The sequence below is a fragment of the Paraburkholderia hospita genome (assembly GCF_002902965.1).
Lineage (GTDB): Bacteria > Pseudomonadota > Gammaproteobacteria > Burkholderiales > Burkholderiaceae > Paraburkholderia > Paraburkholderia hospita.
On the sequence record NZ_CP026106.1, the window covers coordinates 1,092,291 to 1,104,612 of the forward strand.

Here is a 12,322-nt window from a genome sequence, read left to right on the forward strand (position 1 = left end):
TTCTTTTTTCCTTGGCCTTGCAAAATGACCAAGAATCCATGCACGAACTGTCGATCGACGGGGTGTGCGGCGCTCCGCGTATAGGTCAGAGAAATCATCAAGACATTCCCGCGCGGATGATGGGCGAGCAGCCGAATCATCATCGGAGTCACGACGGCCTCTCGAGGCTGCGCTCAAACGACAGCGTTCAGCACGCCTCATTCAACTGCGATATTTTTCGGGCGAGCAGAGGCTGTCTTCAAACAGCACGGCCGGCCGGTACGCTAACCTTACGGTGCTTGCCGCTGCATCATGGCGTCTCCTTGCGAAGAGGTAGATATCCGCAACTTGCGGATGTGCTCGCGACCGATGCGCGGCACGAAGTCATCGTAGATGGGCACAGTCGAGGGCGGTAGACGCGGAAGCGAGCGCACGGTGTTGCCTCTTCGGCACCAGTCGGAAAGCGTGCAGTCGCACGCAGACTGTATTCATCGACTTTGTCGTGTCCAGCGGCGATATGCACAAGATCGTGGCGATTGAACCGCCACAAGAATTTGAACACTACGTTTGGCGTCCGTTTCGAATATCCGGGCCGATTTTAGCTCGTCATCAGACAAGTAAAAACACTAAAAGTAGTGCTAATCGATTATTGAGGCCTGTGAGTTTGACGCGAATGTCTGCGTCGTGCTCAGCAACGCACGTAACCGCCTTTGCGCGTTGTTCTTCGATCACAGGGTAAGTCCGAAGAACAATCAAAAGCGGTCGTTGATATTGCGCCAGTGTCTATGGCTGAATCGGGTCGATCTGGGGCATTCGGGAATTTTAGCCTTGCGTTGCGTAGTACGTCCGTGAGGAAACATCGCTGTGGCCTTTAGAGGTTGCAGCGGCTCGTTCTTAAACCGTCAGTTCCGCGTTTGGCGCCGAGCTATCGAAGCGTGTGGGAAAGGCCTATGATCGGCGAGGGCATATCCACATTGGACCTAGCCATGGCAACCATTCCCTTTATTCCCTCTCGCGGAGGCGATCCACGTCGGTCGCTATTCACATCTCTCGAACAACTTCTGGCAATTCCGGTTCGCAACGACGCAGACCTAGCTGATCTGGCACGGAACGGGTTGCGAGTTGATGCATTAGATCGTCTTGAGGAGAAAGGTCTCAAACCGGACGAACTAGCGTTTATCATTTCTCGCCGAATGCTGAGCCATCGTCGTCGGAAGGATGAACGTCTCTCGATAGAAGAGTCTGACCGTGTGATTCGGTTGGCTAGAATCGTGGCTCATGCAAGTGCTGTTTTTGGAAACGTAGAGAAGGCTATGGGATGGCTGCGCAATGCACAGATGCGATTTGCGAGTCGAACTGCCCTCGAGATGACAACTACTGAGCACGGAGCGCGACTAGTTGAAGAGGCGCTTGTTCAGATTGACGAGGGGCACTTCGCGTAGTGACTCCGCGGAGGGCCAAGGGTCTTCACCGACCGTTACTTGCGACGGTCGCTCGAAGGTCGTGGCTTTGCCGCTTTGCGCCGGTTACCCCGACATCGACCGATTATGGTTGCCGCGATAACCAGGCAGTTATCACGGCATAAAAGCTTCCCGTTCAGGCGGGAAAATCCATGGGTCGCCCTATTTTTGCGGTCAAAGATCGACCCTACAACGCGTCACTACGACTTCAACTGCTGTTCGCGACCAATGCAATCCGCCAGAAATGCCATAGCCGCCTGGATAGCCGGCGTGCGCCGCAGATCGGGATAAGTAACAAGCCACAATGCTGCATCGGGCGGGTTGACATCGACGCTTAGCCTGACGAGCTCTGCGTCGCGCTCGCCGAGCATCGTCGGTAGAATCGCAACCCATACATCGCTTCGTGCGGCAATCTGCTGTGCGATAACATCGCTCGTTTCGAACACGATGGGTCTGCCGTCGAGAAATCGGCGCAGCCAGAGCTGATGCTTCACGTGGTTCAACGACGCGTCGTAGGCGATGAATGCCCATTGTGCAGGAGGGCGTGCCGCATAGGCGCGGCTTGCGTATAAGCCGAAGCGAATCGCACCAACCCGGCGCGAAAGTAGACTCGCCTCTTGTGGTTTGAACATTCGAATCGCGATATCCGCAACACCTCGGTCAAGCGGGGCGATTTCCGCGGTACTCGCCATAACGAGCTTCAAGGACGGATGGCGCTCGCGGAATTCCTGAATATACGGAGCAATGCAAAAATTGCCGATCGTAGGCGGCACGCTAATCCGCACCGACCCGGACATCAGTGCCGAGGTCCGAAGTGCAAATCCGTCGATAGCCTGTGCGCTTTCCGTCATCCCGGCGGCGAGCTCGGCAACGACCATTCCATCTTCCGTTAATCGGGTGCTCCGGGGTAGCCGATGAACGAGTTTCACACCGAGCGTCGCCTCGAGCGATGCGATGCGACGCCCGACCGTCGCGTGCTCAACAGAAAGCTCATTGGCAGCACCAGAGAGCGATCCAGTGCGTGCGAGCACGAGGAAGTACCGCAAATCTTGCCAGTCGAACATAGCGAATTTTTGACGGAGCGTGTGAACGTATTGGGAATACCGGATGAGAACGTCTCAGTCTAATCTGGTCATCAATCGGACGCACACGATCGTCCAAAACACCATGGAGATTGGACATGTTTTACGAACTAACTACTTTGTCCTCGCACATCCTTAAACTGCCTCAGGTTATCAAGAACGCGGAGGCCTACCTCCATCGCTCTGAAATTTCGGGTCATTGGCTCGGCGCATGGACCTCCGAAAATGGTCCGCTTGGCAGTCTGCGGATGCTGCGGGGATTCAATGACACTCACGAACTGGCGCGTGAACGAGAACGTGCGCTCCATCACTCGAATCCCTTCGGAGCAACTACAAGCGACTGTCGAATCGAGATGGAGAGTTACGCCGGGTTTTCGTTTCTTCCTCCGGTAGAGCCGGGGTCCTTCGGCAAATACTACGAATTCCGCACTTACTGGCTTCGGCCGGGTGGACTTGAGCCGACTATTGAAGCCTGGAAGGCCGCGATGCCTGAGCGCTCGAAACGCTCGCCCCTGACAGTCAACATGTATGCGCTTGATGGCGCTCCTCGCATCACCCACATCTGGCCATGGCAAAGCCTGGATGAGCGCATCGCGATCCGCGCGAAGTCATACGCTGATGGCGTCTGGCCGCCCAAGGGAGGACCAGATCAGTTTTTTGACGCGACCTCGACGATCTGGATACCGACAGAAAATTCGCCACTTCGCTGAACCTCGTATGCTGGTCTCGGCGGGGAGCGAGCACGTTTGCGGTGCAATCCGCTATCTGGCCGAGTTCGGCCACAAGCGGTAGGTCGGCTGCCGTGAGCCGATCGTCGACAGCTCAAAACCGTTTGCGCCGCTCGCGTCGCTGACGAAATTCACAAGCGTGCTAGGCGGGAAGTAGTCCGGCAGCACGATAGCCGTCGATCAGTGTGTCGTAGAGGGAAACATCCGAACGGCTCCTCGCAATGAGCTGTGCGCCAGCCACGGCGGCGAAGATAGCGCGGGCCCGTGGACCACTCCCTTTTGAGTCAACAACCCCCGCCGCTGAGAGAACCTTGCTCAGCCAGGCGACGTGCACCTCAGCGAAGGTTCGGACTTCCTGCATCACTTCACCGGGGAGGTCATCGCTTTCGGCAGCCATGAAGCTGCACAAGCAGATGCGATTTGCGTTTTCCAGCGCCTTGCGAAACGTTTCGGGGTAGCGGTGCAGGCAGTGCAGCGGGTCCGGGGATTCGGCCTGGAGAGCTTCAAGAACCGCTGCCGAGTCCTCCCAATACCGTCGTGCCACCGCTGCGCCGAGGTCGGCCTTGTTCGTGAAGTGGTGATAGATGCTAGCGGGTCTGATACCAACGTCTTCCGCGAGATCCCGAAAATTCAATCCACTGTAGCCGTGGGCCTGAGCAATCTTCGTGGCCGCCGCCAGGATCCGCTCCCTGGAGCCTGAGTTCGATTCGTTCCGCATTTGTACCGTTCTCCGCACGACTACTCAGTGTTGACAACCCGGATTGTAACGCATATTGTAAACCTAACGAACGTTAGGTAGGCAAGATTACCGTTCGTCACGACACCACTGTGAAAGGAAAGCCAAATGAGTGCTATTGCAACGAGTATCAACGACAGTCAGCTGTCGACAATGACGGTTTATGACTTCCCGCAAGGGCCGTATCCGACGCGTGTGCGCATTGCGTTGGCGGAAAAGAATCTGCAATCGCGAGTGCGGTTCGTGCTGGTCGACCTGTACGCGGGCGAGCACAAGAAGCCCGAATTCATGGCGAGCAAGAACTACTCGGGCACGTTACCGGTGCTCGAACTCGATGACGGGACCTGTATTGCCGAGTGCACGGCCATAACGGAGTACCTTGACGGACTCGATGGCGTGCCGACTCTGATTGGCAAGTCGCCGCTCGAAAAAGGGTTGATCCACATGATGAGCAAGCGTGCCGAACTGGAGCTGCTCGACGCCATAAGCGTTTATTTCCATCACGGAACGCCGGGATTGGGGCCGCACGTTGAGCTGTACCAGAACGCCGAATGGGGATTCAGGCAGCGCGACAAGGCCCTGCGCGGAATGCATTACTTCGATGCTGTTCTTCGAAACCAGCCGTATGTCGCGGGCAAAGAATTTTCAATGGCCGACATCACCGTAATCGGCGGTCTGGTCTTCGCATCTATCGTCAAGCTACCAGTGCCGGCTGAGTGCACCGCGCTCCTGGCGTGGTACGAAAGAATGCAGGAGCGGCCAAGCGTAAGCACGCAGCCGGCGTTCTCCATACCAGAGACTGCATGAAAAAATTTCATCTTTCTAAATCTAAGTAGTCGTCCCATGAGACGAAAAACTTGTCGATTTGTGGCGGGATTCGCGACGGCAGCGCTTCAGCCCTCCATACCCCGGAGAACAATTCATGTCTGCATTACCTCAAGCAGTTCAGTCGGCTGGTATTTTCAACGGCCCGTATTACCTCAGCATCGCTGGTAATCTTTTGCAGTCGCACGATAGCTTTGACGTAATCAACCCGGCTACTGGCGAAGCATTCGCCACGGCTCCATCAGCCACAGCGGAACAGCTTGACGAAGCCGTCGCAGCGGCCAGTCATGCGTTCAAAGCCTGGTCTGCGCTTGGCTACGACGGGCGCCAGAAGTACCTCAACACATACGCCGATGCACTCGAAGTACATCGGGATGAGTTGTCACGTCTGTTGACCCTTGAGCAGGGGAAGCCGCTGAAGACGATGGCGGAGCCGGAGGTCGATCAATCCATCTCGTGGATTCGTCAGATCGCCGCCCGTCGGATTCCGGTCGAGATCGTCGAGGAGACCGAGGAACACATTGTCGAGCTGCACCATACGCCGCTCGGCGTGATCGGTGCCATCACACCGTGGAACTTTCCGGTTCTGCTTGCACTTTGGAAGGTGGCGCCCGCGCTGATTACTGGCAACACCATGGTGATCAAGCCTTCGCCCTTTACTCCGTTATCCGCACTGCGCTTTGGGCAGATTGCGCAATCCGTCCTGCCGCCAGGCGTGCTGTCGGTTGTTTCGGGCGGCAATGAACTTGGTCCTCTGCTGACGAATCATCCCGACATCGCCAAGATCAGCTTCACAGGTTCTACAGAGACGGGAAAGCATGTGTTGCGCGCTGCCGCTGGAACCGTCAAACGCGTGACGCTTGAATTGGGTGGTAACGACGCAGCGATCGTGCTTCCCGACGCAGACTACAGATCGATCATCCCACAACTCTTTTGGGGGGCTATCGGGAACTCAGGCCAGTGGTGTGTCGGTATCAAGCGTCTCTACGTTCACCGGTCAGTCCATAACGATTTCGTGAAGACCTTCGTTGACTATGCACGGCGACAAAAGCTTGGCAACGGGCTCGATCCCGAGGTTACGATCGGACCGGTACAGAACAGAATGCAGTACGAAAAGGTGAAAGATTTTCTCAACGACATCAAGGCTAACTGCCAGACGATTGTTCTTGGTGGAAACGTCGACGAAAGCAGACCCGGCTATTTTATTCCGGTTACGGTTGTCGACAACCCACCGGAGAACGCGAAAATCGTGCAGGAGGAGCAATTCGGCCCGATCGTACCTATCATCGCCTACGGCGATGTTGACGATGTAATCGATCGCGCCAATAACAGCCCGTTTGGCCTTGGTGGCTCTGTCTGGGGCCGCGATACTCAAGCCGCGGTTGCGGTAGCGAACCGTCTGGAAACGGGAATGGTCTGGGTGAACGAGATCCATACCCAGGGCGTCGACATTCCGTTCGGCGGGCACAAGCAATCAGGCCTCGGTACGGAACATGGTGCGGAAGGTCGTCAACTCTTTACCAATCCGAAGACGGTGCTGATAAGGAAAACCGTCAGGCAAGCATGAGTGGCTGCTAGTGAATGGGGCGAGAGCGTGACTGATCAGGTGGAAATGGATAGCTACGCCTGGTCCTGACCGCTCTCAGGAACCCGCCACTTTGAGGTCTGGCGATCTACGGCCCGCCGGAAGGAGCGTTGATGAATCGCAGCTACCGACCGGGCCATCCGAGCTGCTGTGCCCGGTCGAGCGAGGCTCGCACTACGAGGCGATGGAAAGGAGCGATAAGGCCAAGATAGGCCCGACCCAGCAGACGATTGTAGAAGACAAGCGTAGTGACTATCAGGCGCTGGGGGCGGTCCTCAGATGCGGGCTGCACGAGAACCGACACGCGGAAATCAAGATGCCTGTCGTCCTCACCCAGAATGATCTCGTCTGTATGCCGTTCGAACACGCGGAAAATACTTAGCCGGTCGTCTTTCGCGGCTTTCAGATCGACCGTTCTTTTAAGTCCGAATGGCCATACGGCAATGTCGCGAACGCCCTGCAGCATCGCGATCCACTTGGGTTGCTCGGCAAAGATGAATCGAGCGAGAGACTCTGCGTCGTTGCAGGCAGTCGCTGGCAAGTCCACCGAAAATGCGTCGATAAAATCAGCCTTGCCGTACGACCGGCTCAGCCGTGAGGTCGCCGGCAGGCCGACCTGTTCGGCTTTCTTCGAATTCGTCTGCATGCCCACTCTCCATGCGTTCAAATTTCCCTGGCTGCCCCAGCGCGACCCAAGCGAACGCAGTCGAGAGAATTAGCGTGACATATTCCTGCTAAAGCCGAAGCCAAACCGATTGTGGCGGTCCCGGCTCCCGAAGTTCTGTCGAATACCGCGAGAGCCTCGGACTTGCAGCATAGACGAGTCCAAGATTCCTGCCGCACCCCCGGTGCCAGTGGAGATCAACCGATCATGATCTCCGGCCAAGACCTTGCCGATCCCACGCTTATAAGCGGTCTGGGCCATTCCACTATCAATCGATTGTTCTTTCTTGTCGAGGGAACATTGCGTCAACCATTTGTCGGCACCAGTCGACGTTTGGCAAATCTGCTTTATTAACCATAGCCTGATATGGAGAGTACGTAATAATGAAGCTCGACATCCTCCTTAAAAATCTGACCGACAACCCTACCTCTGTCACGCTCGATGACGCGTTGGCAGCCATTCCCGGTTCGTACAAATCCACGCCCGTCGCATTCGAGAACGGAGGAGTCCGGTATCAAGCGGGCCAAAATGTTCGTTCATGCCAGTTGCTCGCGTTTGCCATGCTTCACAACCTTACGAAAGAGCAGACACTGAATTGCTATGGCATCTATTACCGTGAGGATGTGCTGAGGAATCCGACCGGCACCGACCATGAGCCGATTCGCAATTTCATGAAACACGGCTGGGATGGGGTGCAGTTCGATGCCATGCCACTGGAAGCCCGTTAAGCATGCCGTGATGATGCCCCTTCGCAAGACGCATTCAGTCTTGGTGCTCGTGAGGTGCTGAATGCTTGGTCTGGCCTTGGATTCAAGGCTAATCACTCTGGCGCAAATCATGGCCGGCGGTACAGCGAAGGCGTTCGAGTTGGCGTTGCTTTTTCTCAAGGCGATGGGTTCGACTATCAGTGTCCGCTGCCGTGATAACCCGCGCTTATCACGGCAAAAACCTCGGGCGCGAGCCACGTGCGGGAAAGGGAAGGGAGGCGGTCGGGAATTCGGCCATACCCGACATTCGGGTACCGGCAACGATGAGGCGGCTACACGCCGCTCTCCGGACATTCGGTACTCAGCGGCCTCGAATATCGGTTTTCCCAATGAGCGTGAGTTCCAAACTTTCGACTCAATGCGGAAACAGCACCTGATTTCATTTAAACGACGGCTCTCAAGGCACAACCATCGCTTGGCAGCACAGGGATCGAATTTCGCCGATTGACGCGGTGCCGGTGTTCCCGACCAGCGAATGCCTAGTTCAATACATCTAATGGCGCAACGAATTTACACGACGCCTTTGGTACTCACAACCACATATACACCAGTGTCTATGTACCTGAACACACCGAGTTGACCCATTCCCCACAAACTGCAGGTGTAGTTCTTGTCGTAGGCAGGGTCCATATAAGTAGTATCTGGTCGGTAGAGAATCCAGTGAAGGCCAACCAACCCAATGCCGACAGCAACAAGCATCCGCTGGTGATCTTTTAATATCGGGGTACCCGATTCGACATCGACATTAAGATTACCTAAAGCAGCGCGCACATTGGGATACTTCCATTCAAGCAATTGCGGCACCATGCAACCGCTCATGTAGACCTCCACGTCCAATCCGAGTTTAATCGCGGCGAGTGCAATTCCATCAGGCATTGAGTAAGTCTGTTGGTTATTGGCCGTTACCGCGTAGATGGCTCGTTCACAACCATTGCTCAACGCAAGCGGCTGCTGCACCATAAATGGCGGATAGTTCGGCATGTCAGCTATACCAGGCTCCTTAGCGGCCACAAGAAGGCAGGCAGCCCCACAAGACAACGCGGAAAATTGCTGCATCTTGTAGTTCGTCATGGTCAACTCCGGTGAAGTAGCCACAATCGATTGGCATTATTAGACCGGTTATTAAGTGAGGAAACCACTGGTCAATACTGTCACTGTCTCCGTGGTCGAATCTGGGATGGAGGCTTATGTGCAAACGGCTGTCACGCCGCAGCCTCGGGTGGCAAGTTTTCCAAAGCAGGCCCTGGCTTTTGCGAAAATCGCCGAAAGCGGGCGGCAATTTTGGCCGTGACCATGGGCCACCCCCATCAGTGAAGTACAACTGCGCGTGCTGGTCAAACTGATCGTTCGATCCGGCGATAATCTCGTTTAGGTAGCTCGGTGGGCCAAACCGTCCTGCGCGACCCTTTGCTCTTTTCCAATCCTCTGGTATGATCTCGCCCCTACATAGGGGAGTCGCCAAGTTGGCCTAAGGCACCGGATTTTGATTCCGGCATTCGAAGGTTCGAATCCTTCTTCCCCTGCCATCACTCTCCCCAAGCCTTGGATCAAGCCAAGCGCCAGTCTTTCAAGCTGAGATCATTCGCTAGGGCTCTCTTCGTTCGGTCCACTGAGGCCGGCTGAAAAAAGTGGATGCCAACGTTTCGTAAAATAGAGGAACGGAGGCATTGATGAATCGGATCCCGAAAGCGGTCTACACGAAGGAATTTCGCGAAGAGGCAGTCAAGCTCGCGCTGACGGAAGGCGTCGGCGTGTCGGAAGCGGCACGCCGGTTGTCGATCCCGATGAAGTCGCTGGCGAACTGGGTGCGCGCCGCGAAAGCGGGCAAGCTGAAGACGGTTGGGCAAGGGCAAAAACCACTGACTGACCTGGAGATGGAACTGAACCGCGTCAAACGGGAGCTGGCGGAAGTGAAGATGGAGCGCGATCTGTTAAAAAAGTTTGCGGCCTACTTCGCGAAGGAGTCGCGGTGAAGTACGGCGTGATTGAGCAGATGCGACGGGACTACCCGGTGCCGCCGATGTGTCGGCTGCTGGGTGTGTCGACCAGCGGCTACTATGCATGGCTCAAACGGCCACCCTCGTCCCGTACGCAACAGGAACCCCGTCTGGAAGCAGAAATCCTCGCCGCGCACCAGCGCACGCGGGAGACATTCGGCGCTGAACGACTGCAGAAAGATTTGACAGAACATGGTGTGCAGGTTGGCGTGCATCGCATCAAGCGATTGCGCAAGAAGCTTGGATTGCGTTGCAAGCAGAAGCGCAAGTTCAAAGCGACAACCAATTCGAAGCACGACCTGCCAGTCGCGCCGAACCAACTGAATCAGAATTTCTCGGTGAGCGCGCCGAACCAGGCGTGGTGTGGAGACATTACGTACATCGCAACCGACGAGGGCTGGCTGTACCTGGCCGGGCTCAAGGACCTGTTCAGCGGAGAGCTGGTCGGCTATGCGATGAACGAGCGTATGACCAAGCATTTGGTGATGCAGGCGCTGTTTCGGGCGGTCGCGTCGCACCGACCATCGCCTGGCCTGATTCACCACACCGACCGCGGCAGTCAATATTGTGCGCACGCGTACCAGAACCTTGTTAGCCAGTTCGGCATGCAAGCATCGATGAGCAGACGAGGAAACTGTTTTGATAATGCACCGATCGAATCATTTTGGGGGACGCTGAAGAGCGAGCTGGTCTATCATCGACGGTTCGCCACTCGGCAGCAGGCGCAGCAAGAGATCACGGAATACATCGAGATCTTTTATAACCGGCAGCGGACACAAGCGCGGCTTGACTACCTGTCTCCCGCCGCGTTCACGCAGCGTTTCTACTTGAACAAGATCGCTGCTTAACCGTTGGCGTCCACGAGTTCCGACCGACTTCACACCTGCCCGTCAACCGCGGGGCTGTCAAAACAAATACATCGTGCACTTCGCTCTCTGAGCGAATGAACTCGGCCGCGGCTAGATTGTTTTGCTCCGCGGCAACAATGTCAACCGGAGGCTCGACTCCATCCCAAATGCGATCGAGCCTCGCTTCGAATCCAGGGGAGTGCCAAATGCCTCCTTAGATCCGAGCGATAACCAAACCGAGTTGACTCGCTTGCTCACAAATCGCAATTGCCGCATCGGCGGATAGCTGACATTCACCGGCATCGGGTTGCGAAGGTCAGCAAAGCGAACTGCAGCCGCCGCACGCTGCCGGCTAGGCGAGCGTCCCCTCAGGCCGATCCGTGCCCGTTGCGTATGGGCAGATCTTCGGGGCGGACCGGCATGTCGCCGTTCGGGTGACGGCGTAGAAGGCTCGACGAGAGGGAACAACTGGCCCGGTTTCGCCCAAAGAGAACAACACCCGAAGGCGGCCGCACTAACCCGGACGCAGCATCGTTTCCCGCGGCCAGCGCAGGCCGCGCTAGATTTCAGTCTGCTCCGAAATCTCAAGCGCGTCGTCGACTTCGATGCCAAGGTAGTGGATTGTGCTTTCAATCTTGCTATGGCCGAGCAGCAACTGCACTGCCCGGAGGTTCTTCGTGCGTTTGTAAATCAGGGTTGCCTTCGTACGACGCATCGAGGGTGTACCATAGGCTGTCGGATCAAGTCCCGCCGCATCCACCCATTGACGTATCATTCGCGCGTATTGCCGCGTTGAAAGATGTGGTGACATCGATAGTCGACTCGAGAAGAGATACTGCTCCGGCCTAAGGGCAGCCTTCTCAAGCCATGCTCCGACCGCCTACCGGGTCGACTGGTCGACTCGGTGAGCTCAAACTGGACAGGGCGTTGAGTCTTTCGTTGAATAGCTTGCGCCCGCGCCAAAACCTGATTGCCGTGCGTAACATCGCGGACTCGCAGACTGACAAGATCACAACCTCGGAGCTTGCTGTCGATTGCAAGGTTGAACAGGGCGAGATCGCGGACAGAATGAGCGTTCTGACGTATCGGCCGATCATTTCCTCGTCTCCATGCTTGCCTACCGTACTCGCGAAATATCCGTCAGTTCAGAATTCGCCGCCCCAAAGCGTCTTCTTCACGTGCGGGCATCTACGAAATATTTCCCGCGCCGTGATGCTCTTGAGGATCGACACCATCCTCGTCACGCTGTACGTGGGGACCGACTGTACGACAAAGTGAACATGGTCCTTGTCCGTCACTATCTCCAGAAACTTCAACTGATACCGCTCCGAAATCTCCAGGCACACCTCTTTCAACACCTCATCAACCCGATCGTCGAACACCGCCCTGCGATACTTCGCCGGAAAGACAAGGTGGTACAGCAACACCGTTCCGTTGTGGGTCTTGTGAATGTATTCGCTCATCCACAAAGTCTACGCCGCAAGCGGCGGGGAATCCAACCCGAAGAGATTGAATTCCTCGATGCCCATCAGAATGCGTTTCTTCAGTTTATCGATCGATTTGACCCGGATGTGGCGCAGGAAAGTGCGGGCCATCTTGGAGAAGACGCATTCGATCAGACTGAGATCCTATGTATCTGGACATCTGCGGT

11 protein-coding genes, 1 tRNA gene and 2 pseudogenes are annotated in these 12,322 nt (G+C 56.0%); 7 read left to right on the plus strand and 7 right to left on the minus strand.

Annotation, left to right across the window (positions count from 1 at the left end; all coding sequences use genetic code 11):
- The first annotated feature begins 965 nt into the window (after nt 1-965).
- Nucleotides 966-1,421, plus strand: a complete 456-nt coding sequence (locus C2L64_RS23300; RefSeq protein ID WP_007589980.1) for an antitoxin Xre/MbcA/ParS toxin-binding domain-containing protein — start codon at nt 966-968, stop codon at nt 1,419-1,421.
- Between the two features lie 218 nt (nt 1,422-1,639).
- Here C2L64_RS23300 and C2L64_RS23305 read toward each other — a convergent pair whose 3' ends face one another.
- On the minus strand, nt 1,640-2,503 hold the full coding sequence (locus C2L64_RS23305) for a LysR family transcriptional regulator (protein ID WP_039901737.1): 864 nt from the start codon (nt 2,501-2,503) through the stop codon (nt 1,640-1,642).
- A 116-nt stretch (nt 2,504-2,619) separates the two neighbouring features.
- On the opposite strand from C2L64_RS23305, the gene C2L64_RS23310 reads away from it, so the two are divergent.
- Entirely contained in the window at nt 2,620-3,231 is a 612-nt protein-coding gene (locus C2L64_RS23310) for an NIPSNAP family protein (RefSeq protein WP_007589966.1), read from the plus strand.
- A gap of 160 nt (nt 3,232-3,391) precedes the next feature.
- Here the strand turns inward: C2L64_RS23310 and C2L64_RS23315 are convergent, their stop codons facing one another.
- On the minus strand, nt 3,392-3,967 hold the full coding sequence (locus C2L64_RS23315; protein ID WP_007589964.1) for a TetR/AcrR family transcriptional regulator: 576 nt from the start codon (nt 3,965-3,967) through the stop codon (nt 3,392-3,394).
- A 171-nt stretch (nt 3,968-4,138) separates the two neighbouring features.
- Here C2L64_RS23315 and C2L64_RS23320 point away from each other — a divergent pair, with 171 nt between their 5' ends.
- Entirely contained in the window at nt 4,139-4,792 is a 654-nt protein-coding gene (locus tag C2L64_RS23320) for a glutathione S-transferase (protein ID WP_407671827.1), read from the plus strand.
- 115 nt (nt 4,793-4,907) lie between these two features.
- Nucleotides 4,908-6,377, plus strand: coding sequence for an aldehyde dehydrogenase family protein (locus C2L64_RS23325; protein ID WP_007589961.1), 1,470 nt, complete (start codon nt 4,908-4,910; stop codon nt 6,375-6,377).
- A gap of 142 nt (nt 6,378-6,519) precedes the next feature.
- On the opposite strand, the gene C2L64_RS23330 is transcribed toward C2L64_RS23325, so the two are convergent.
- Entirely contained in the window at nt 6,520-7,041 is a 522-nt protein-coding gene (locus tag C2L64_RS23330; protein ID WP_007589959.1) for a DUF2867 domain-containing protein, read from the minus strand.
- Between the two features lie 401 nt (nt 7,042-7,442).
- Here C2L64_RS23330 and C2L64_RS23340 point away from each other — a divergent pair, with 401 nt between their 5' ends.
- Nucleotides 7,443-7,787: a HopJ type III effector protein gene (locus tag C2L64_RS23340; protein WP_007589955.1), complete on the plus strand. Its 345-nt coding sequence runs from the start codon at nt 7,443-7,445 to the stop codon at nt 7,785-7,787.
- Between the two features lie 549 nt (nt 7,788-8,336).
- On the opposite strand, the gene C2L64_RS23345 is transcribed toward C2L64_RS23340, so the two are convergent.
- Nucleotides 8,337-8,897, minus strand: a complete 561-nt coding sequence (locus C2L64_RS23345) for a hypothetical protein (RefSeq protein ID WP_007589953.1) — start codon at nt 8,895-8,897, stop codon at nt 8,337-8,339.
- A gap of 377 nt (nt 8,898-9,274) precedes the next feature.
- Between C2L64_RS23345 and C2L64_RS23350 the strand changes: the two genes are divergently transcribed.
- Nucleotides 9,275-9,352, plus strand: a tRNA-Gln gene (locus tag C2L64_RS23350).
- 144 nt (nt 9,353-9,496) lie between these two features.
- Nucleotides 9,497-10,671 (plus strand): IS3 family transposase gene (locus C2L64_RS23355; RefSeq protein WP_090839379.1). Its coding sequence is split into 2 segments (ribosomal slippage): nt 9,497-9,770 and nt 9,770-10,671, totalling 1,176 coding nucleotides; the frame shifts between segments, so codons are not numbered across the junction.
- 559 nt (nt 10,672-11,230) lie between these two features.
- On the opposite strand, the pseudogene C2L64_RS23365 reads toward C2L64_RS23355, so the two are convergent.
- From C2L64_RS23365 to C2L64_RS55880, 3 genes and pseudogenes are all read right to left on the minus strand, one after another.
- Nucleotides 11,231-11,757 (minus strand): annotated as a pseudogene (locus tag C2L64_RS23365) (tyrosine-type recombinase/integrase).
- Nucleotides 11,748-12,134 (minus strand): annotated as a pseudogene (gene tnpA / locus C2L64_RS23370) (IS200/IS605 family transposase); the annotation flags it as partial. The pseudogenes tnpA and C2L64_RS23365, both read right to left, overlap by 10 nt.
- A gap of 9 nt (nt 12,135-12,143) precedes the next feature.
- Nucleotides 12,144-12,266: a hypothetical protein gene (locus tag C2L64_RS55880; protein ID WP_256211484.1), complete on the minus strand. Its 123-nt coding sequence runs from the start codon at nt 12,264-12,266 to the stop codon at nt 12,144-12,146.
- Nucleotides 12,267-12,322: the final 56 nt, after the last annotated feature.